Origin of the sequence: Kitasatospora sp. NPDC101157, from assembly GCF_044768255.1 — a bacterium.
In the GTDB taxonomy this organism is placed as follows: domain Bacteria; phylum Actinomycetota; class Actinomycetes; order Streptomycetales; family Streptomycetaceae; genus Kitasatospora.
This window is the reverse complement of the sequence record NZ_JBIWPL010000004.1, coordinates 125212-146078: the sequence shown is the minus strand read 5'-3', so window position 1 is coordinate 146078 and position 20867 is coordinate 125212. Positions and strand designations below refer to the sequence as shown.

21 protein-coding genes are annotated in these 20867 nt (G+C 72.7%); 9 read left to right on the top strand and 12 right to left on the bottom strand.

Going from position 1 to position 20867, the window contains the following annotated elements; translation table 11 throughout:
* Positions 1-98: 98 nt before the first annotated feature.
* Both ACIRVF_RS10410 and ACIRVF_RS10405 read left to right on the top strand, forming a co-directional pair.
* Positions 99-1859, top strand: coding sequence for a carbohydrate-binding module family 20 domain-containing protein (locus ACIRVF_RS10410; RefSeq protein WP_402815886.1), 1761 nt, complete (start codon positions 99-101; stop codon positions 1857-1859).
* 110 nt (positions 1860-1969) lie between these two features.
* Positions 1970-2194, top strand: coding sequence for a hypothetical protein (locus ACIRVF_RS10405; protein WP_402815885.1), 225 nt, complete (start codon positions 1970-1972; stop codon positions 2192-2194).
* A gap of 90 nt (positions 2195-2284) precedes the next feature.
* Here ACIRVF_RS10405 and ACIRVF_RS10400 read toward each other — a convergent pair whose 3' ends face one another.
* A complete protein-coding gene (locus ACIRVF_RS10400; RefSeq protein ID WP_402815884.1) occupies positions 2285-3037 on the bottom strand; it encodes an SDR family oxidoreductase in 753 nt (250 codons plus the stop codon).
* 432 nt (positions 3038-3469) lie between these two features.
* Between ACIRVF_RS10400 and ACIRVF_RS10395 the strand changes: the two genes are divergently transcribed.
* Positions 3470-4531: an alpha/beta hydrolase gene (locus ACIRVF_RS10395; RefSeq protein WP_402815883.1), complete on the top strand. Its 1062-nt coding sequence runs from the start codon at positions 3470-3472 to the stop codon at positions 4529-4531.
* 174 nt (positions 4532-4705) lie between these two features.
* Positions 4706-5503 (top strand): hemerythrin domain-containing protein, encoded by a 798-nt coding sequence (locus ACIRVF_RS10390; protein ID WP_402815882.1) that lies wholly within the window; start codon positions 4706-4708, stop codon positions 5501-5503.
* A 215-nt stretch (positions 5504-5718) separates the two neighbouring features.
* On the opposite strand, the gene ACIRVF_RS10385 is transcribed toward ACIRVF_RS10390, so the two are convergent.
* Positions 5719-6354, bottom strand: a complete 636-nt coding sequence (locus ACIRVF_RS10385; protein WP_402815881.1) for a DUF6891 domain-containing protein — start codon at positions 6352-6354, stop codon at positions 5719-5721.
* A gap of 69 nt (positions 6355-6423) precedes the next feature.
* Between ACIRVF_RS10385 and ACIRVF_RS10380 the strand changes: the two genes are divergently transcribed.
* The gene (locus ACIRVF_RS10380) at positions 6424-7386 is read left to right on the top strand and encodes a DUF1152 domain-containing protein (RefSeq protein WP_402815880.1); all 963 of its coding nucleotides are present in this window, start codon (positions 6424-6426) and stop codon (positions 7384-7386) included.
* 14 nt (positions 7387-7400) lie between these two features.
* On the opposite strand, the gene ACIRVF_RS10375 is transcribed toward ACIRVF_RS10380, so the two are convergent.
* Both ACIRVF_RS10375 and ACIRVF_RS10370 read right to left on the bottom strand, forming a co-directional pair.
* Positions 7401-7946, bottom strand: a complete 546-nt coding sequence (locus tag ACIRVF_RS10375; RefSeq protein ID WP_402815879.1) for an FHA domain-containing protein — start codon at positions 7944-7946, stop codon at positions 7401-7403.
* A 148-nt stretch (positions 7947-8094) separates the two neighbouring features.
* The gene (locus ACIRVF_RS10370; protein ID WP_402815878.1) at positions 8095-8643 is read right to left on the bottom strand and encodes a DUF1697 domain-containing protein; all 549 of its coding nucleotides are present in this window, start codon (positions 8641-8643) and stop codon (positions 8095-8097) included.
* 138 nt (positions 8644-8781) lie between these two features.
* On the opposite strand from ACIRVF_RS10370, the gene ACIRVF_RS10365 reads away from it, so the two are divergent.
* Positions 8782-9252 carry a pyridoxamine 5'-phosphate oxidase family protein gene (locus ACIRVF_RS10365; RefSeq protein ID WP_402815877.1) on the top strand — a complete coding sequence of 157 codons (471 nt, stop codon included), beginning with the start codon at positions 8782-8784 and terminating at the stop codon, positions 9250-9252.
* A 79-nt stretch (positions 9253-9331) separates the two neighbouring features.
* Here the strand turns inward: ACIRVF_RS10365 and ACIRVF_RS10360 are convergent, their stop codons facing one another.
* Entirely contained in the window at positions 9332-9688 is a 357-nt protein-coding gene (locus ACIRVF_RS10360; protein ID WP_402815876.1) for an arsenate reductase family protein, read from the bottom strand.
* A gap of 140 nt (positions 9689-9828) precedes the next feature.
* On the opposite strand from ACIRVF_RS10360, the gene ACIRVF_RS10355 reads away from it, so the two are divergent.
* Positions 9829-11046 carry a cytochrome P450 gene (locus tag ACIRVF_RS10355; RefSeq protein ID WP_402815875.1) on the top strand — a complete coding sequence of 406 codons (1218 nt, stop codon included), beginning with the start codon at positions 9829-9831 and terminating at the stop codon, positions 11044-11046.
* Between the two features lie 177 nt (positions 11047-11223).
* Positions 11224-12387, top strand: a complete 1164-nt coding sequence (locus ACIRVF_RS10350; RefSeq protein ID WP_402815874.1) for a PP2C family protein-serine/threonine phosphatase — start codon at positions 11224-11226, stop codon at positions 12385-12387.
* Here the strand turns inward: ACIRVF_RS10350 and ACIRVF_RS10345 are convergent.
* Positions 12299-12991, bottom strand: a complete 693-nt coding sequence (locus tag ACIRVF_RS10345) for an exonuclease (RefSeq protein ID WP_402815873.1) — start codon at positions 12989-12991, stop codon at positions 12299-12301. The two genes, ACIRVF_RS10350 and ACIRVF_RS10345, sit on opposite strands and share 89 nt — an antisense overlap.
* A 105-nt stretch (positions 12992-13096) precedes the next feature.
* Positions 13097-14509 carry a type I glutamate--ammonia ligase gene (glnA, locus tag ACIRVF_RS10340; RefSeq protein ID WP_402815872.1) on the bottom strand — a complete coding sequence of 471 codons (1413 nt, stop codon included), beginning with the start codon at positions 14507-14509 and terminating at the stop codon, positions 13097-13099.
* 422 nt (positions 14510-14931) lie between these two features.
* Between glnA and ACIRVF_RS10335 the strand changes: the two genes are divergently transcribed.
* Complete coding sequence (locus ACIRVF_RS10335) at positions 14932-15399, top strand: RDD family protein (protein ID WP_030282685.1); 468 nt, start codon at positions 14932-14934, stop codon at positions 15397-15399.
* Positions 15400-15499: 100 nt separating this feature from the next.
* On the opposite strand, the gene ACIRVF_RS10330 is transcribed toward ACIRVF_RS10335, so the two are convergent.
* From ACIRVF_RS10330 to ACIRVF_RS10310, 5 genes are all read right to left on the bottom strand, one after another.
* Positions 15500-16198 carry a DUF4191 domain-containing protein gene (locus ACIRVF_RS10330; RefSeq protein ID WP_402815871.1) on the bottom strand — a complete coding sequence of 233 codons (699 nt, stop codon included), beginning with the start codon at positions 16196-16198 and terminating at the stop codon, positions 15500-15502.
* Between the two features lie 100 nt (positions 16199-16298).
* Positions 16299-16508, bottom strand: a complete 210-nt coding sequence (locus ACIRVF_RS10325) for a hypothetical protein (RefSeq protein WP_402815870.1) — start codon at positions 16506-16508, stop codon at positions 16299-16301.
* Between the two features lie 244 nt (positions 16509-16752).
* On the bottom strand, positions 16753-17706 hold the full coding sequence (gene lipA, locus ACIRVF_RS10320; protein ID WP_270147375.1) for a lipoyl synthase: 954 nt from the start codon (positions 17704-17706) through the stop codon (positions 16753-16755).
* A 174-nt stretch (positions 17707-17880) separates the two neighbouring features.
* Positions 17881-18678, bottom strand: coding sequence for a lipoyl(octanoyl) transferase LipB (gene lipB / locus ACIRVF_RS10315; protein WP_402815869.1), 798 nt, complete (start codon positions 18676-18678; stop codon positions 17881-17883).
* Positions 18679-18823: 145 nt separating this feature from the next.
* On the bottom strand, positions 18824-20767 hold the full coding sequence (locus ACIRVF_RS10310) for a helix-turn-helix domain-containing protein (protein WP_402815868.1): 1944 nt from the start codon (positions 20765-20767) through the stop codon (positions 18824-18826).
* Positions 20768-20867 lie beyond the last annotated feature (100 nt).

Here is a 20867-nt window from a genome sequence, read left to right as displayed (position 1 = left end):
CGCCCTAGGTTCAGCGCTGCAAGTTTCCGGCAAGTTACAGAAACTTCCTGCAGGTTTCACCCCGGCTGCCCCCACCCCAGCCACCCCCAGGAGACAACGTGGTCACCACCGCCCCCACCCGCCGGCCTTCCCGCCGGCCCGCCCGCCGGTCCGCCCGCGCGGGCGGTGCGCTCGCCGCCTCGGCGGCGCTCGCGCTCTCGCTCACCGGGAGCCTGGGCGCCCCCGCCGCCCAGGCCTCCCCGCCCGCGAACAACGGCAAGGACGTCACCGCCACCCTCTTCGAGTGGCGCTTCGACTCGGTCGCCCAGGCCTGCACCACGACCCTCGGCCCGAAGGGCTACGGCTTCGTCGAGGTCTCGCCGCCCCAGGAGCACATCCAGGGCCCGCAGTGGTGGACCTCCTACCAGCCGGTCAGCTACCGGATCGCCGGGCGGCTCGGCGACCGCACCTCGTTCAAGAACATGGTCGACACCTGCCACGCGGCCGGGGTCAAGGTGATCGCCGACGCGGTGATCAACCACATGTCGGCCGGTTCCGGCACCGGCACCGGCGGCACGGTGTACACCAAGTACAACTACCCCGGCACCTACCAGGACGCGGACTTCCACACCTGCCGCCAGCCGATCACCAACTACCAGGACCGCACCAACGTGCAGGACTGCGAACTGGTCAACCTCGCCGACCTGGACACCGGCAGCGCCTCCGTCCAGACCACCATCGCCCACTACCTGGACGACCTCGGCTCGCTCGGCGTCGACGGCTACCGGATCGACGCCGCCAAGCACATCGCCGCCACCGACCTCGCCGCCATCAAGGCCAGGACGGCCAACCCCAACGCCTACTGGGTGCAGGAGGTCATCTACGGGGCCGGCGAACCGATCCAGCCCACCGAGTACACCGGCACCGGCGACGTCGACGAGTTCCGGGTCGGCACCGACCTCAAGCGCGTCTTCACCAGCGACAAGCTCGCCGGCCTCAGCAACTGGGGCGCCTCATGGGGCTACCTGCCGAGCAACCAGGCACGCAGCTTCGTCGACAACTGGGACACCGAGCGCAACGGCTCCACCCTCAACTACACCTACGGCAACACCTACACCCTGGCCAACGTCTTCCTGCTGGCCTCGACCTACGGCTCGCCCAACGTCTACTCCGGCTACAGCTTCACCAGCAACGACGACGGCCCGCCGAACGGCGGCACCGTCAACGCCTGCTACCAGGACGGCTGGAACTGCACCCACGCCTGGCGGCAGATCGCCAACATGGTCGGCTTCCGCAACGCCGTCGCGGGCACCGGGGTGACCGACTGGTGGTCCGACGGCAACAACGCGATCGCCTTCGGCCGCGGCGACCGGGGCTACGTCGCCATCAACCACGAGGGCGGCGCGATCACCCGGACCTTCCAGACCGGGCTGCCGGCCGGGACGTACTGCGACGTCCAGCACGGTGACCCGCAGCCGGGCGGCGGCTGCACCGGCCCGACGTACCAGGTCGGCGCCAACGGGCAGTTCAGCGCGACGGTCGGCGCCGGCGACGCGGTCGCGCTGTACGTCCAGCCGGGCGCGACCGTCTCGGGCGCCTCCTTCAACGTCAACACGACCACCGCGTACGGGCAGAACGTCTACGTGGTCGGCGACGTCCCGGCGCTCGGCGGCTGGGACCCGGCCAAGGCGCTGCCGCTGTCCTCGGCCGGCTACCCGGTCTGGTCGCTGGCGCTCTCGCTGCCGGGCGGTACGTCCTTCCAGTACAAGTACGTCATCAAGGACGCGAGCGGGGCGGTGACCTGGGAGTCCGGTGCCAACCGGACGGCGACCGCACCGGCCTCGGGGAACGTCACGCTGAACGACACCTGGCGGCCGTAGCTCCGGCCGCCCCGGCGGCCCCGTCAGCCGTGGGCTGACGGGGTCACCCGTGGGAGTGGCCGCACCGTTTCAAACCCCTCGGAAGGGGTCTGCGCTGCCACCATCACGGGATGAGAACCACCCCTCTCGTCCTGGACCTCGAACTCTGCGGCGGCCGTTGGGACGGCCACCGCAAGCGCGTCAACGCCGCCGCCCCGCCACCTGCGCTGCGGATGGTGCTGCGCGCCGAACTGCCCGTCGCGGAGAACGGCGAGTACTGGCCGACCACCAGCGTCTACCGGCTGGACGAGGAGGACGGCGCCGCGCTGCGGTACCGGTACTCCCACGACGAGTGAGCGCGGTCCGGGCCGCTCCGGTTCGGTCCGCTCCCGTCCAAGCCGCTCCGGTTCGTTCCGCTCCGGTTCGTAACGGTTCCGGCCGTTCGGTCAGCCCCGCCCGATGTACGGCATGGCCGTCGCCATCACCGTGGCGAACTGGACGTTGGCCTCCAGCGGCAGCGCGGCCATGTGCCGGACGGTGCGCGCCACGTCCGCCACGTCCATGGTCGGCTCGGGCGCGATCCGGCCGTCCGCCTGTCGCACCCCCGCGCCCATCGCGGCCGTCATGTCGGTCGCCGCGTTGCCGATGTCGATCTGCCCGCAGGCGATCCGGTACGGGCGGCCGTCCAGTGACAGTGACTTGGTCAGGCCGGTGACCGCGTGCTTGGTCGCGGTGTAGGCGATCGAGCGCGGGCGCGGGACGTGCGCGGAGACCGAGCCGTTGTTGATGATCCGGCCGCCCTGCGGGTCCTGGCCCTTCATCTGCCGGAAGGCGGCGCGGGCGCAGAGGAAGGCGCCGGTCAGGTTGAGGTCGACCACCGCCCGCCAGTCCTCGACCGCCAGCTCCTCCACCGGGACGGCCGGGCCGAAGGTGCCGGCGTTGTTGAACAGCAGGTCCACCCGGCCGTGGCGCTCGGCCGCGGTGGCGAACAGCGCGTCCACCGCGGCCGGGTCGGTGACGTCGGTGGGGACCACCTCGGCGGCCAGGGCGCCCGCGGGGAACGCCCCGGCCGTCTCCCGCAGGTGCTCGGCCCGGCGTCCGGCCAGCACCAGCCGCCAGCCGGCCGCGGCCAGTTCGACCGCGACGGCCCGGCCGACGCCGCTCCCGGCTCCGGTGACGACGGCAACCTGCTCGATCATGGGGCTCTCCTGGGGTCGGTGCGGTGGCCCGGTACCGGTACGGTCACGGTCTTTCCGCTCGGCACCGGAGGCGTGTCGAGGAGATCGTTCCGGATGCGGCGGGCCGCCGTCACTGGTCAAAGCACCCAAAATCCGGACGGCCTGGCAGGCCGGTGGCCGTGGACCCCGCCGACCGGCCCCCGCCGTCCGACGGGAGCGGTGAAGGGCTTTACCTGATCGCGAACAAACATTGGATTTCCGGTGGCCGCCTCGCAACCGGCCGGCCCCGGCCCACGTCATAAGATCGCAGGAAGGTGCGCCCACCGCGAGGGGCGGCGCGCCGACGTTCCGGGGGCCGCACAGCCCCGCGCTCCCGGGCCTGTCCGGCCCCACCGGGGGGCCGCCGCCCGGTCAGACGGACCGGGCGCGACATTCGGTCGGAGAGTCCTCACCGTGCTTAGGCAGTCGTCCCGTTCCCGTGCCGTCCTGACCGGCGCCGCCGTGCTCGCCCTGGCCGCCTCGCTGGCGGCCTGCGGGGGGTCCGACGACGGCAAGGGCAAGAGCCCCTCGGCCGACGGCACCCCGGCGGCGACCGCCGGCTCGGGCACTCCGGCCGCCCCGGGCAGCTCGGCCCCGGGCACGCCCGCCGCCGAGCAGCCCACCCCGGCCAACGGGAAGGTGCTGATGCCGACCGGCCCGGCGGCCAGCCTGAACAAGGTCCGGGACACCGCCGCCGGCCCGATCATGATGACCAAGGTGACCGGCGCGAAGTCCGGCGTCACCGGCCAGGTCTGGGTCTGGCTGCCGCCCGAGTACAACGACCCCAAGTTCGCCAAGACCGGCTTCCCGGTGCTCACCCTCTACGCGGGCGGCCAGAGCAACGGCTACAACACCTGGACCGACAACCAGCTGCCGATCCAGGAGGAGGACGAGCAGCTGGTCAAGCAGGGCAAGGCCCATCCGTTCATCATGATCATGCCGGTGCAGAACTTCAACAGCGACGAGAAGAACGCGCTGGACTGCTCCGACATCCCGGGCCAGCCCAAGATGGGCACCTGGATGGCCGAGGACATCCCGGCCTGGGTGCGCGCCAACTTCCGCACCCTCCAGGGCCGCGACAGCTGGGGCATCATGGGCGCCTCCACCGGCGGCTTCTGCAGCGCCAAGCTCGCGCTGCAGTACCCGAACGTCTACAAGGCCGCGGTGCCGATCGACGGCTACTTCATCCCGGACTCCGGGCTGTGGAAGGGCCACGACGCCGAGAAGGCCGCCAACAACCCCAACCTGCTGGTCACCCAGGGCAAGGCCGACGTGAAGATGTACGTCACCGCGGGTGGCGCCAACGGCTACGAGAAGGAAGTGGTCAAGAGCTGGGTGGCCAAGGCCGTCGCCCCGGTCTCCATCCAGTACTACGAGCAGCCCGGTGGCAAGCACCTGACCTCGGACTTCAAGAAGATGATCCCGGACACGCTGCAGTGGCTCAGCGCCAACCTGGCGGGCCCGGCCTCGGACTGACCCGGAACGGCACCTGGCTCCCGTCCTCCGGCGGACGGCCCGGAGCCCGCGCGCAGGCCCGTGACCTGCGCGTCAATCGGACATTGATTCGCTTCTGATCGACTGCGAGCACCTTGGATGGGGCGGTCCTCACCGGCCGCCCCGTCCGCCTCACCAAGTCGTGAAGAGAGTGCCATGCCGATCCGTCTGCTTCCCCAGCCCGCCCCCTCCGTCCCCGCGCAGGCAGGGCCCGGGGCCGACTCCCGGGGCGCGGACGCGTACGGGCCGGCCTCCGGCGAGGAGCCGTTCACCGCCCGGTTCGCCGGACTGCGGCTGGTGCACGCCGCGCTGCGCCGGGACCTCGCCCGGCTGCCCAACGCCCTGCGGCTGCTCCAGCCCGACGAGGAGGAGAAGGGCGAGGCGCTGCTGCGGCACTGGACCTTCATGACCGCGATGCTGACCTGCCACCACGAGCAGCAGGACACCCGGATCTGGCCGATCGTGCGGCGCTTCGCGCCCGAGCTGCGGCTGCTGCTCAACTGGCTGGAGGCCGACCACCACAACCTCGACCACTCGTTCACACGGGTCACCACGCTGGTCCGGATCGCCAGCCGGGACACCGGCAGCGCCTGGCCGGTCGCGTACGCGATGGAGGACCTGGCGGCCCGGCTGGAGACCCACCTGCGGATCGAGGAGCGGCAGTTGCTGCCCCGGATGGAGCGGGTGGTCGCCGACAGCTCCCGGCTCGGCGGCCTCGGCGAACTGCTCGACCTGCTGCGCTCGGCCGACGGCCCGGGCACGGCGGACGCGCTGGCCTGGCTGCTGGACGGGGTCGACCCGGTGCAGGTCGAGCGACTGCTCGACGAGTGCGACGACGACGTGGCCCGCAACTGGCCGCACTGGCAGGCGACCTACCAGCGCTGCACCGCGCCGCTGTGGGGGCCGTCGGACGGCGGTGCGAGCGAGGGCAGCCTGGGGAGCCTCGTCGACTGAGCGACGGGCGTTTTCGAGGGGCTTCGATCTACGCGCGTGGCGCTTGTCGTTGGCATATGCCCGGCAGGGGTGGGAACCCCTTCCAGCAGCCGTCAGCCACCACGCCATCAGCCGTCAGCCACCCCCGCCGCCCGCCACCAGGCGTCAGACGTCGGCCGCCCGGCGCCGCTCGCCGCGGCCGCCGGCTCCCACCCGTTCCGCTGTCCGCGGTTCCGCTACTCCGGCAGGCGGTTGAGCCACTCCAGCGGAGCGACCCGGATCGCCGTCCGGGGCGAGCCGTTCCACTCCACCGGAAGGCCCACCGCCTCCAGCGCGGCCACCACGGCCCGGCCGACCTCCGCCGTCCGCCGCCCCGCGTCCTCCTCCGCCTCGTCGTCCGACTCCTCGCCCGGTCCTCCGCTCGGCTCCTCCGCGGTCCGGAAGGTGCCGTAGCGCAGCATCAGTCCGCGTCCGGCCGCGGCGGCCTCGGTGTCCTGCTGGTGGAAGAAGACGAAGCCCCGCGAGTCCTCGTCGGCCTCGCCGCCGATCTCCGCGTAGCCGCAGCCCGCGCAGCAGGTGAAGTCCATCGCCGCGACGATGCCCTGGTCCTCCAGCAGGTCGAAGGCGTCCACCAGCCGGTCCACGTCCGTGGTCTCCGGCCAGTCGGCCTGCTCGGCCAGCCGCTCGGCCCACAGCGGAGCGACGATCCGCTCCGCCTCCTCCTGCGTCAGTCCCTGGTCGTCGAGGACCTCGACCAGGGACTCGGCTATCTCGTCCGGCTCCTGGAAGCCGCACCGGATCAGCTCGCGGGCCCGCTCCTGGGCTTCGAGCAGCACGTCGGGGGAGAGCGCCGTGTCCGTGTCCTGGGTCATGCCGGGATCCTCGCACCTGCCACTGACAATTCGGACCCGCGGACCCCGCCGGTGCGCTACCGTCCGCCGGTGACCTCTCTGCTGCAACCCCCGCTGATCACCAGGCTGCTGGCCGCCGAACGCATCCTGGTCGCCGGAGCGGGCGGCGGGTTCGACGTGTACGCCGGACTCCCGATCGCCCTCGCCCTGCGCGCCGCGGGCAAGGAGGTGCACCTGGCCAACCTCTCCTTCACCCACCTCTACGGCCTGCCCGGCGAGGTCTGGCAGGAGCCCGACGTGGCCAGGATCCGACCGGACACCGCCGCCCCCGAGGGCTACTTCCCGGAACGCACCCTGGCCCGCTGGCTGCGGCTGCACGGGATGCCCGACACCGTGTGGGCCTTCCCGACGGTCGGCGTCAAACTGCTGCGCGAGGCCTACCGAAGACTCGTCGACCACCTGGGCGTGGACGCGGTCCTCCTGGTGGACGGCGGCACCGACATCCTGATGCGCGGCGACGAGGCCGGCCTGGGCACCCCCGAGGAGGACATGGCCAGCCTGGCCGCGGTGGCGGGGCTGACGGAGGTGCCCGAACGGCTGGTCGCCTGCCTGGGTTTCGGCATCGACGCCCACCACGGGGTCAACCACGCCCTGGTGCTGGAGAACCTCGCCGCGATCGACCGGGCCGGCGGCTACCTCGGCGCCTTCTCCATCCCGCGCGGCAGCCGGGAGGGCGCGCTCTACCTGGACGCCGTCGAGCACGCCCGGGCCGCCTTCCCGCAGCACCCCAGCATCGTCAACGGCTCGGTGGCGGCGGCGCTGCGCGGCGAGTTCGGCGACGTGCAGTTCACCGAGCGGACCAAGGGCGGCCAGCTCTTCGTCAATCCGCTGATGACGCTCTACTTCGGTGTCACGGTCGAGGCCCTGGCCGCCGAGAACCGCTACCTGGACCGGCTGGAGCACACCGTGCTGACCCGGCAGATCAGCACCGTGATCGAGGAGTTCCGGGACGAGCTTCCCCGGCAGCGCCCGCCCCGGCAGTTCCCGCACTGACGGCGCCCGGCAGGTCAGTGCGGGGCGAGCCGGAACTCCAGGTTGCCGAACCGCACCTGGTCGCCCGGCCGCACCGGGATCCCGCCCGCGATCCGCCGCCCGTTCACATGGGTGCCGTTGGTCGAGCCGAGGTCGTACAGCACCCAACCGCCGTTCTCGTGCCGCAACTCGGCGTGGTGCCGGGAGACCGAGGCGTCGTGCAGTCGCAGCCCCGAGCCGGGGATCCGTCCGATCGTCAACGGCTCCGCCCCGGCCTGGGGCAGGCTCAGCCCCGGCAGCCGCTCGCTGCGCCAGGCCCGGTTCAGCCGGTCCCCGAAGGCGGACACCCGGCCGACCGCCCGCAGCACGAACCGCTCGACCGGCCCGCCGGTCGGCAGCCCGGCCACCGCCGCGTCCAACTCGCCGCGGCTGGTGGCCTGCAGGACGATGTCCATCCGGCCGAGGAAGGTGTCGTGCGACAGCCGGCCGCTGCCCGCGCCGTCCCGCAGCACCCCGAGCGCCTGGTCCCGTTCGGCGTCGGAGGGCCGGACGGCGCCGGTGGGGACCTCAGGCTGCGTCATGGCCCGATTGTCGGTTCGACCGGCTCGGACTGTCCAGATCACGCCGCGGTCCGGCGCACGGTTCGTACGTCACTGAGCGACAGACGTCCGCCCCGCCCACGCGGTTCCAGCACCCGCCGATCGCGCTCCCGGCGCGGTGGACGGACCGTCAGGCCTTCCGGGCGGCCGCCAGGATCTTCTCCGTGGTGTGCAGGAACCGGGAGGTCACGGCGCCCCGGTACTTCCCGCCGAACATCTCCTTGGTGACCCACTTGCCGTCCCGGAGGTGCACCACGATGTACGCGGCCCCCGGATCGGCGCCGAGCACCTCGAAGTCGCCCTTCACCGAGCGGTGCGGAAGGGCGAGTTCGGCCGGCAGCGGCTCGGAGAGGAAGGCGATCACCAACCGGACGTCCGGCGTGACCTCGACGCCCCGGAACGGCTCGGCGGCGAGCAGTGCGGCCACCTCGTCGACGGTCCGCAGCAGCACCGGCACCGGGTAGCCGAGCGAGCGCTCCAGGTGCTCCTCGATCCGCGCGGTCAACGCGGCGCGGTCCGGTTCGTCCGTGGTGAAGAAGACGTTCCCGCTCTGGATGTACGAGCGGACGTTCCCCAGCCCCAGTTCGGCGAAGAGCGCCCGCAGCCGCTCCATCCTCACCGTCCGGCCACCGACGTTGATGGCGCGCAGGAAGGCGATGTACGTGGTCGTGGTGGTCACCCCGCCAGTGTGGCACCGGCCACCGACACCGCCCGTCGGCCGACCGCCGACAACGCCCGTCGGCCGGCCACCGGGACGCCCGGCGCACGCCGCCGTTCGCGCCCGGCGGTTGTCGGTGCCGGATGCCAGACTGGCGCCATGGCTACCTGGCAGGATTTCGAGCAGCAGGAACCCGAACTCGCGGCCCTGGTACGGGCCCGGTTCGAGGCCGAGAAACACCACGTCCTGGCGACGCTGCGCAGGGACGGTTCACCTCGGGTGAGCGGCACGGAGGTGAACTTCGTCGGCGCCGACGCCTGGCTCGGGTCGATGTACGGCGCGGTCAAGGCGCGCGACCTCCAGCGGGACGGCCGCTTCGCGCTGCACGCCCATCCGGGGGACGAGACCATGGCCGGCGGGGACTCCAAGCTCTCCGGCCGCGCGGTGGAGGTGACCGACGAGGCCGAGCTCGCCGCCTTCGCGGCCGACCTGCCCGAGCCGCCGCCCACCCCGTTCCACCTGTTCCGGCTGGACCTCCAGCAGGTGGTGCACACCGCCCTGGAGGGGGACGCCCTGTGGGTCCTCAACTGGCACCCGGGCCGGCCGGTGGAGAAGATCCAGCTCCACTGACCGGCCGGACGGGCCGGACGGGCCGGACAGGCCTCAAGGGTCGCATGGGCCGGTCGGGGCCCTACAGGCCCGACGCGCCTTACGGCAGAACGGACTTGAGCGCCTCAGGAGTCCGGGCCACGACGGCGTGCCCGTCGTCCGCGGTGATGATCGGGCGCTGGATCAGCACGGGGTGCTCGGCCATCGCCGCGATCCAGCGCGCCCGGTCGCCCGCCTCCCGGGTCCACTCCTTCATGCCCAGGTCCTTCGCGACCTGCTCGTCGGTGCGGGTGATGTCCCAGGGCTCCAGGCCCAGCCGCTCCAGCACCTGCTCCAGCTCGGCCGCGGTCGGCGTGTCCTCCAGGTAGCGCCGCACGGTGTACGTCACCCCGGCGGCGTTCAGTTCGGTGAGCGCGGTCCGGCACTTGCTGCAGCGCGGATTGATCCAGATCTCCATGCCGGCCAGCCTATCGGGGCTCCGGCCGGCCCCCCGGTGGCGGGAACTCCGCCGGGCCCGCCGGTGGTTCACGAACCAGGAGCCGGGACGTCGGTGCGTCGTGGGCCCGTTACGTCGGCACGTCGGAAGGGGAGCACCGCATGGACGGCGCTGCGATCATCGAGCAGTTGATGACCACCGAGGTCAGGACCGACCCGTACCCCCTCTACGCCAGGGCGCACGAACTCGGCCCGGTGGTCCCGGCCGGGGACGGGGTGTTCGTGGTGCACGGCTACGCGGCGGTCAACAAGGTGCTGCGCACCTCCGCCTTCGGCGTGGCGACCGCCGACATGATGGCCGGCCTCGCCCCCGAGTTCGTCGAGCACTCCTCGCTCGCCCTGTTCGGCCGCTCGATCCTCCAGCGCAACGCCCCCGACCAGCCCCGGGTCCGCTCGCTGATCGCCTCGGTGTTCACCGCCCGCCGGGTCGCGGCGCTGCGCCCGGCCGTGGAGGCGGCGGTCGGCCGGCTGCTGGACGAGATGGCCGAGCAGGGCTCCGACGGCTCCGCGGTGGACTTCATGGACGCCTTCGCCTTCCGGCTGCCGGTCGGAGTGATCTGCGAACTGCTCGGCGTTCCCGAGCGGGACCGCTACCGCTTCCGCGGCCTCGCCTCCGACCTGACCGTCGCCCTGGAGATCGTCCAGGGCCTCGACGGCCTGGACGAGGCCGACCGGGCGGCCGACGAGCTGTCCGGGTACTTCACCGAGCTGGTCGCCGAGCGGCTGGCCCGTCCGCAGGACGACCTGGTCAGCGACCTCGCCCGGATCGCGGTCGACGACGGCGGGCGGCTCTCCGGCCAGGAGCTGCTGGCCAACCTGGTGCTCCTGCTGGTGGCCGGCTTCGAGACCACCACCAACCTGCTCGGCAACGGCCTCGCCCTGCTGTTCCGCCACCCCGAGGCGGCCGCCGGGCTGCGCAGCGGCACACTCGACCCGGCCGGGTTCACCGACGAGGTGCTGCGCTTCGACTCCCCGGTCCAGGCCACCGGCCGGGTCGCGCTGGCCGACGGCCTGTCGATCGAGGGCCTGCCCGTCCCGGCCGACAGCGGGCTGACCCTGCTGATCGGCGCGGCCAACCACGACCCGGCCCGGTACGACCGGCCCGGAGCGTTCGACCCGACCCGAACCGACAGCCAGCCGCTCAGCTTCGGCGGCGGCACCCACTTCTGCCTGGGATCCCAGCTGGCCCGGATGGAGGGCGAGGTCGCGGTGACCGCCCTGCTGGACCGTTTCCCCCGGCTCGCCCAGGGCGGTGTCCCGACCCGGCGTGACCGCCTGGTGCTGCGCGGCTACGAGACGCTCCCGGTGACCGTCCGATGAAACCGGCTGTTCCGTGCCGCTGCCGCTGCCGCTGCCGCTGCCGCTGCCGCCGCTGAACGCGGAGCCCGGGACGTTAGGCCTTCGTGACCGGGCCCTTCGTAGGGGAGCATGGAGGGGACGAAATCGGTCATTCCTCGCGAATCACCCAGGCCGGTCAGCCAGGAGGTTCCCGCCGAAATGTCAGCACCCCGCCCGCCGCAGCTCGCGGTCGCGAAGCCCAGGGTGCCGCGCTGGGTGCCCTGGCTGCCGGTCGTCCTGCTGGCCCTGGACCTGGTCGCCGAGGCTGTTGTCCCGGACGCGGTCGCCGCCGGCTTCCTGTTGACCGCCCTGCCGGTGGTGGCCGCGTTCAGCTACGGTCCGGTGGTGACCGCCGGGGCCACCGGCGGCGCCGTGGGCCTCCAGCTGCTGCTGGCCCTGCGCGCGGGCCACATCAACGAGCAGCACCACGTGTGGGTGTACATCGCCACCGCGCTCTCCGGAGCGATGGGCACCGCCCTGTCCTGGCAGCGCACCCGGCAGAACCACGACCTGCTGCAGGCCCGTACGGTCGCCGAGACGCTCCAGCGCACGGTGCTGCGGCCGGTGCCCGAACACGTCGGCGGCCTGCGGGTCGCCGGGCTCTACCGCCCGGCCCAGGCGGAGGTGCTGGTCGGCGGGGACCTGTACGAGGTGTGCGACACCCGCTTCGGCGTCCGGGTGCTGCTCGGCGACGTCCGTGGCAAGGGCCTCGCCGCGGTCCGCACCGTCGCCGACGTGCTCGGCGCCTTCCGGGCGGCCGCCCACGACACCCCGGGCCTGGTCGAGCTGGCCGACCAGCTGGACCGCGCGGTGCTGCGGGACGCCGCCGACCGCGGCGACGACGAGCTCTTCGCCACCGCCGTCCTGCTCCAGTACCGTCCGGGCGCCGACTGCGTGGAGGTCGTCAACCGCGGCCACACCACCCCGCTGCTGCTCTCGGGGGCCACCATCACGCCGGTGGCCTGCGCCGACGAACTCCCGCTCGGCCTCGGCCACTTCGCCCGCCAGGACGCGCCCGCCAAGCCGACCACCGTCGCCCTGCCCCCGGGCCACACCGTCCTGCTCTACACCGACGGCGTCAGCGAGGCCCGCGACGCCACCGGCTCCTTCTACCCCCTCGCCCCGCGCCTGGCCGCCCTGGGCAGCACGGCCCCCGACCGCCTGGTCTCCTTCCTGGTCCAGGACGTCCACCAGTACGCCGGCCTGCTCGCCGACGACCTCGCCGTCCTCGCCCTCACCCCCGAGCCGGAGCGTGCGGACCTGGACCGCCCGGAGCCGGACCGTCCGGAGCAGGACCGTCCGGAGCAGGACCGCCGGGAGTAGGTCCCGGCCATTCCCACAGGTTCGCGAACAGCACCGCCTGCTCCCGCGCGTCGTCCAGTGCGTGGTGGGTGTGCGGCAGGTCGGGCAGCAGCTCCGCGGGCATCGACCGCTTCCCGATCCCGGCGAACGGCACCCCCGCCCGGGCCGCGTACAGCGTCTTCAGGTCCAGGCATCCGGAGTGCCCGAACGGGCTGGACCCGGTGAACCGCATCAGGTACCAGTACAGGAACTGCCAGTCGTACACCGCCGGGTACGCCACCATCACCGGCCGGTGGCGCCGTCCGTCCGGCCCGGTCCGCGTCCGTTCCACCCACCGCGCGAACTCCCGCAGCGCCACCTCCGGCTCCGCGCCGCCGGCCTCCAGCGCCGCCCGCTCCAGCCCGGACACCGCCAGGGCCTCCGGGTCGTACTCCGCACTGATCGGCCGCAGCTCCCGGTAGAACCCCGCTGCCCCCGGCGCCGCCCGCCGGAACCCCTCCCCGTCGTCCCAACCGGCCACCACCGCCCCGAAGCTCACCATCGAGTACGGCCCCGGAATCGGCCCGTCGGCCTCCACGTCCACCGACAGGTACACCGTCGGCGTCACCTTCCGCTTGCTCCCCATCCCCCCATCCAACCGCCCCCCTCAAATGGTTTTCCGGGCCCGGACACGGCCGTGCCCCGGCCGGGGGCGTCCCGGCCGGGGCACAGTGCGACGGGCTGCGGCTTCCTACAGGTCGTAGTAGAGCTCGAACTCGTGCGGGTGGGGGCGGAGGGCGATCGGGGCGATCTCGTTGGTGCGCTTGAAGTCGATCCAGGTCTCGATCAGGTCCGGGGTGAAGACGTTCCCGGCGAGGAGGTACTCGTGGTCGGCTTCGAGGGCCTCCAGGACGGCGGGGAGGGAGGAGGGCACCTGGGGGACGTTGGCGTGCTCCTCGGGGGCGAGCTCGTAGAGGTCCTTGTCGACGGGCTCCAGCGGCTCGATCTTGTTGCGGATGCCGTCGAGGCCGGCCATCAGCATGGCGGAGAAGGCCAGGTACGGGTTGGAGGACGGGTCCGGGGCGCGGAACTCGATGCGCTTGGCCTTGGCGTTGGAGCCGGTGATCGGGATGCGGATGGCGGCCGAGCGGTTGCGCTGGGAGTAGACCAGGTTGACGGGCGCCTCGAAGCCCGGGACGAGGCGGTGGTAGGAGTTCACCGAGGGGTTGGTGAAGGCCAGCAGCGAGGGGGCGTGCCGGAGGAGGCCGCCGATGTAGTAGCGGGCGGTGTCGGAGAGGCCGGCGTAGCCCTGCTCGTCGTAGAAGAGCGGCGAGCCATCGCTCCACAGCGACTGGTGGACGTGCATCCCGGAGCCGTTGTCGCCGAAGATCGGCTTGGGCATGAAGGTGGCCGTCTTGCCGTTGCGCCAGGCGACGTTCTTGATGATGTACTTGAACAGCATCAGGTCGTCGGCGGCGTGCAGCAGGGTGTTGAACTTGTAGTTGATCTCGGCCTGGCCGGCCGTGCCGACCTCGTGGTGCTGGCGCTCGACCTCCAGGCCGGACCTGGCCAGCTCCAGGGACATCTCGGCGCGCAGGTCGGCGAAGTGGTCGACCGGCGGGGTGGGGAAGTAGCCGCCCTTGTACTTGACCTTGTAGCCGCGCACGTCGCCCTCGGCGGCGCCGGAGTTCCAGGCGCCGGCCTCCGAGTCGATGTGGTAGAAGGACGCGTTGGCGCTGGTCTCGAACCGCGCCGAGTCGAAGACGTAGAACTCGGCCTCGGGCCCGAAGAAGGCGGTGTCGGCGATGCCGGAGGAGGCGAGGTAGGCCTCGGCCTTCTTGGCGACGTTGCGCGGGTCGCGGCTGTAGGCCTCGCCGGTGACCGGGTCCTGGATGAAGAAGTTGATGTTGAGGTGCTTCTCGGCCCGGAAGGGGTCGAGGCGGGCGGTGGCCAGGTCCGGCACCAGGGCCATGTCGGACTCGTGGATGGCCTGGAAGCCGCGGATCGACGAACCGTCGAACATCAGGGTCTCGGACGGATCGAAGGTCGCCGCAGGTACGGAGAAGTGCTGCATGACGCCCGGCAGATCGCAGAAGCGGACGTCGACGAACTTCACGTCGTTGTCCTGGATGAACTGCTTCACTTCGGCGGCGTTGTTGAACATCCATCCTCCTCGGCGTGCGAATTGGGCTCACCCTAGGAATGGGTCGTTTCCGGCCGGTGACCCGCTCGTTTCCTAGATGTTAACCACGACGGCCGAACGGGCGGCAAAGACGTACGGTCCTGGGCAAATCGCCCCGCCCGCCTGGGGGCCGTCCCAGAAGTGGTCTGGACCACTTGGTAAGCCCGGCGCACGCGATTCACCCGGTCGTGGACGGATACCCCCCGATACCCCCCCGTCCCGATACCCCCGTCCCGATACCCCCCGTCCCGGGACGGCCCGGCCCGGGACGGACCCCCGGCCGCCCCGGGACGGGCCCCGGCCGGTGTGGGGCGGGGCCGTACGGCCCCGGGCAGCCTTCGGCCGCGCCCCGCCGGGAGGGAGCCGGTGCCGGGCTGCGGCGTGAGCCCGGTTAGTGTGGATTCGTGGACACCAGAGAAGCGTTGGGATCGTGGATCGACGGCCCCAAGGCCGCCGCCGAGAAGATGGGCGCCGACTTCGGCTACCGCGGCGAACGCCTCGGGCTGCCCAAGGAGGGCCCCGGCTCGATCGCCGGCCCCGGTCGACGGATCGGCGCCCTGTTCGTGGACGGCTGGCTGGTCTCGCTGGTCTCCTTCGGCATGCTCGCCAAGGGCGACCCGGCCGAGGCCAACCTGTGGACCCTCCCGCTCTTCTTCCTGGTCGCGGTGCTCCTGCTCTCCACCACCGGCACGACCCTCGGCAAGCGGCTGTTCGGCCTCCGGGTGGTCCGCCTGGACGGGCGCCGCGCGACCATCCCGCAGGTCCTGCTGCGCACCCTGCTGCTCTGCCTGGTGGTGCCGCCGCTGGTCTGGGACCGCGACACCCGCGGTCTGCACGACAAGGCGGTCGGCACCGTCGAGGTCCGGATCTAGAGCCGGACGGTTCCCGCGGGCGTCGCCCGCCGCAGGACGTGGAACGGCCCCGCTCCGGAAGCTTCCGGAGCGGGGCCGTCGTCGTCAGGGGAGGGGAGGGTCAGCGGGCCTGGCCACCCTTGGGCATCCGGGCGCCCTTGGGCATCGGGCCCTTGGGGATCGGCGCCTTGGAGAGCAGGTCGCCCAGCGCGCGCAGCCGGTCGTTGGTCTCGGTGACCTGGGCGGCGGTGATGGAGCGGGGCAGGCGCATCAGGTGGATCTGCAGCTTCTTCAGCGGGATCTCGCCCTCGCCGTTGCCCACCACGATGTCGTGCACCGGCACGTCGCCGACCACGCGGGCCATCTTCTTCTTCTCGGAGATCAGCAGCTGGCGCACCCGGTTCGGGTTGCCCTCGCCGATCAGCGCGATGCCGGCCCGGCCCACCGCGCGGTAGACCGCGTCCTGGTTGCGGGTGACCGCGACCGGGGTGGAGCTGGAGCTCCAGCCGCGCCGGATGTTGTTCAGCACCGCGGCCACGGCACCCGGCTGCCCCTCCATCTGTCCGAACGCGGCGCGCTCGGCCCGGCGACCGAAGACGATCGCCATGGCCAGGACGGCCACGATGAAGCCCAGGATGCCCAGGTAGATGGGGTGGTCGATCGCGAAGCCGATGGCGAGGAACACGCCGAAGGTCAGCAGGCCGACGCCGGCGATGATCAGGCCGATCTTGGTGTCGACCTTCTTGGTCATGGTGTACGCCAGGCGGATCTGCTTCAGTCGCCCGGGGTTCTCGGATGTTTCCCTCGCCATAACGCTCATGGTACGTGGCGCAGGTGCGGGATATCCAAGCCCGGGTACCCGTTCGCCCGAACCGTGACCCGGGTGCCGGTACGCCGTCGCGCACAGCGACGTGAGGACCTCACCGCCGCGCGGACCGCGGGCCCGTGCTCCCGGCCGCGTTCGAGGCCCCGAGCGCGTCGTGCCGCCGGTCGGCCGCGTACTCACGGTTCTCGCACACCGCCGCCCAGGCGTTGCGGCGCGCGTGTCGCTGGCCGGGCGCCAGCAGGACGCTCTCGGCGAACCGCAGCGCCGCCCCCACCGAGCGGATCCGCATCTGCAGCATCTGCATCCCGAACAGCTCCTCTTGCGACCGTCGTGGCCGCCCTGGCTGGGGCGCGGCCGAGCGTGGCCGCGCCGTGGCTGAGAAGAATCGAACGCCTACCGGGCGTCCATCGTCCCCACCCCGTGTTACCAGCCCGTGACCAGGCAGTCAAAGCGTGGTGAAAGCCGGAAGGGCGGAGCCGCGGCTCCGCCCTTCCAATGGCCGACATGGCGCAGAACCGACCCGGGGGCCGGTCCTCGAACGCCCGCCGTCAGACCGCGGCCTGCTCCCGCCGCTCCAGCGCCTGGCGGTACAGCCGGCCGGCCCGGTACGACGAACGCACCAGCGGCCCCGACATGACACCCGCGAAGCCCAGCTCCTCGGCCTCCTCCTGGAGCTCGACGAACTCCTGCGGCTTCACCCAGCGCTCGACCGGGTGGTGGCGCAGCGAGGGCCGCAGGTACTGGGTGATGGTGATCAGCTCGCAGCCGGCCCCGACCAGGTCGGCCAGGGCCTGGCTGACCTCCTCACGGGTCTCGCCCATGCCCAGGATCAGGTTGGACTTGGTGACCAGACCGGCCGCGCGGGCCTGGGTGATGACGTCCAGCGAGCGCTCGTAGCGGAAGGCCGGGCGGATCCGCTTGAAGATGCGCGGGACGGTCTCGACGTTGTGCGCGAGCACCTCGGGGCGCGAGGAGAAGACCTCGGCCAGCTGCTCGGGCACCGCGTTGAAGTCGGGGATGAGCAGCTCGACGCCGGTGCGGCCGCCGGCGCGCTCGGCGGTCATCGCGTGCACCTGGCGCACGGTCTCGGCGTACAGCCAGGCACCGCCGTCCTCCAGGTCGTCACGGGCGACGCCGGTGATGGTGGCGTAGTTGAGGTCCATGGTGACGATGGACTCGGCGACCCGGCGCGGCTCGTCGCGGTCGAACTCGGCGGGCTTGCCGGTGTCGATCTGGCAGAAGTCGCAGCGGCGGGTGCACTGGTCACCGCCGATGAGGAAGGTCGCCTCGCGGTCCTCCCAGCACTCGAAGATGTTGGGACAGCCGGCCTCCTGGCAGACCGTGTGCAGTCCCTCCTTCTTCACCAGCGACTGGAGGGCGTTGTACTCCGGCCCCATCTTCGCGCGGGTCTTGATCCACTCGGGCTTCCGCTCGATGGGGGTCTCGCTGTTGCGGACCTCCAGGCGGAGCAGCTTCCTGCCGTCGGGCGCGACAGCGGACACGTGCGACTCCTAGAACTAGACGGGGTACCCCCAGGGTACGCCTGTGGTTGTACGGCCTTCGCCGGGCCTGGCGCCCTGCAATCGCAGGGCAACGTGGCTACCGGCCAGTAGATTCCCAGTATTTCCCAGGGATTCCCGGCGATTCCCCTCGACCGGGAAGGACTTGCGGGGGATTCAGCGGCTGAGCGCCGGCTCCGGAAGCTCGGCCAGCACGTCCTTGAGGTGGCGCTCGACCGAGGGCAGCGCCTCGCTCACCGGGACGTCGCGCCCCAGCTCACCGGCCAGCGAGGCGACGCCCGCGTCCCGGATGCCGCAGGGCACGATCTTGTCGAAGTACGTCATGTCGGGGTCGCAGTTGATCGCGAAGCCGTGCATGGTGACCCCGCGGGCGACCCGGACGCCGATCGCCGCGAGCTTGCGGTCGCCGCCGCGCTGCCCGGCGTTGGAGGGAGCGTACTCGGGCCCGGCCAGCCGCGGGTCGATGCCCAGCGGCAGGCCCATCCGCAGGGTCAGCTTGCCGATGTCCACCACCTCGGACGGGTCCACCACGGCGTCCGGGATGTTCTCGCCGAGCACCCAGACCCCGCTGCGGCCCTCGACCCGGGTGGTCCCGATGCCGAAGTCGGCGGCGGCGCGGATCAGCGCCTCCTCCAGCCGGCGGACGTAGGCGATCACGTCGATCGGGTCGGGCAGCTTGACGATCGGGTAGCCGACCAGCTGGCCGGGGCCGTGCCAGGTGATCTCGCCGCCCCGGTTGACCTCGACCACCGGGGTGCCGTCCAGCGGCAGGTCGGCGGGGTTGGTGCGCTTCCCCATGGTGTACACGGGCGGGTGCTCCAGCAGCAGCACGGTGTCGGGGATCTCGTCCGCGACCCGCAGCGCGTGCAGGCGCTGCTGCTCCTCCCACGCCTCCTCGTACGGGACGAGGCGCTCGCCTATGCCCAGGCGGACGAAACGCACGTCCTCGCTCATGCGCCCGCCCCGTTTCGCTCGGCGGTCGCTTCGCGAGACGCGCCCCGGCCGATTGTTCGCTCGCTCCGCTCGTTCACCGCTGCCGCTCCTTGCCAGGCGTTCGAGACCAACCTCGCCACTGTACGCCCACGGTCGTGGCACCCGTTCAGCCGTCCCCGGGCCCGTCCCCGCCCCCGGCGAGCAGCTGCAGGCGCAGCGCCAGCTGCAGTTCCAGCGACCGCTCCGGCTGGTTCCAGTCCCGCCCGAGCAGTGCCTCCACCCGGTCCAGCCGCTGCACCACGGTGTTCACGTGGACGTGCAGCTCGTCCTTGGCCCGGGTGAGGCTGCCGCCGCAGTCGAAGTAGGCGCGCAGGGTGCGCACCAGCTCGGTGCCGCGCCGGGCGTCGTAGGCGAGCAGCGGGCCGAGCGCGGAGCCGACGAAGCCGTCCACGTCGTGGCCGTCGCCGAGCAGCACCCCGAGGAAGCCGAGCGCGCGGGCGGAGGCGCCCTCACCGGCGCGGCCGAGCACCCGCAGGGCGCGCACGCAGCGCAGGCCCTCGCCGTACGAGGCGGCCAGCGCGGCCGGACCGGCGGCCGGGCGGCCGGCGCCGACCGTGACCGGGAAGCCCGCCAGCCGGGCCAGCCGTTCGGCGGCGCGCCGGGCGGTCGAGTCGGCGGTCTGCTCCGCGTCGTCGGTGTCGCCCGGTCCGACGGGCACCAGCAGCACCACCGCCTCGCCGTGCTCGGCGCTGACGCCGCGGGAGCCGAACAGGTACCGCCGGGCCGCGCCCGCCAGCCGTCCCCGGTCGTCGCCGGCGCGGTCGGCGGGCTCCGCGACCAGCACCAGGTGCGGCCGGGCGAGGTCGACGCCGAGCCGGCGGCCGCGCGCGGTGAGCCCGGCCGGGTCGCGTCCGGGGGCGGTGAGCAGGTCGGTGAGCAGCTCGCCGCGGACCCGGTTCTCGGTCTCCGCGACCGAGCGGCGCAGCAGCAGGAGCAGGGCGGTCACCACGCCGGCCCGCTCGAACAGCCGCCGGTCGGCGTCGTCGAGACCGGGCCGGCCGCGCAGCACCAGCGTGCCGAGGGTGTCGTGCCCGGCCAGCACCGCGCACACCCACAGCTCGCCGTGCCGCACGGAGCGGCCCTCGGCCCGGGAGGCGGCCACCGCCGCGGCCAGGTCGGCGGCGGGGGCGGGGCGCCCGGCCAGCGGTTCGCCCTCGGCGTCCAGGACGGCTATCTCCCCGTCCAGCAGGTGGGCGACGGCGGCGGCCACGTCCGGGACCTCGGCGCCGCGCAGCACCAGGTCGGTGAGCCGGTCGTGCGCCTGCTCGGCGCGCTGGACGGCGGCGGAGTGGGCCCGGACCAGCTCGTTGGCGGTGTTCAGCTCGGCGAGCGCGGCCCGGGTGTCGGCCAGCGACTTGGCGGTGTCCAGGGCGATCGCGGCGTGCGCGGCCAGGGTGCAGAGCAGCGCGACCTCGTCGGGGGAGAAGGCGCGCGGGGAGCGGTCGGCGGCGAACAGGACGCCGATGACCTGCCCGCCGAGCAGCAGCGGGACCCCGATGATCGCCACCAGGCCCTCGTCCAGCACGCCGGCGTCGATCGTGCCGGTGTGGTGGAAGCGCTCGTCGGTGCGGTAGTCGGGGGTCGCGTAGGGCCGGGCGGTCTGGGCGACCAGCCCGCCCAGGCCGTCGCCGAGGCTGAGCCGCAGGGTCTGGAACAGGACGGAGACCGAGCCGTCGGTGACCCTCATGTAGGTGTCGCCGGCGGCCTCGTCCGGCAGGGTCAGGTACGCGGTGTCGGTGCCGAGCAGCATCCGGGCCCGGCGGACGATCGCCTGCAGCACGGTGTCCAGGTCCCGGGAGGCGGCGAGGTCCCCGGCGGTGTCGAACAGGGCCGTCAACTCGGCCTCGCGACGCCGGTGTTGACGCAGGGTGCGGTGCACCCGCAGGGCCTGCCAGGTGGCGTCGTCGATCTCGGCGAGGACGCCGGCCGGCGCCCCGCGGCGGCGGGCGTCGGCCAGCACCTCGGCGAAGTCCTCGGTGGCGGCGCCGGAGGCGAGCAGGTCGAGCAGCCGTCGCAGTGCGGGCGCGGCGCTCTCGTCGGGGGAGTTCATGGCGCGTGGTTCATGGTGCGGGCCGCCAATCGGCGTCGGTTCCGTCGGTGCCGAGAAGTCGCTCCCGGAGGGCCGAACTCGGATCGGAGACGTCGCTTCC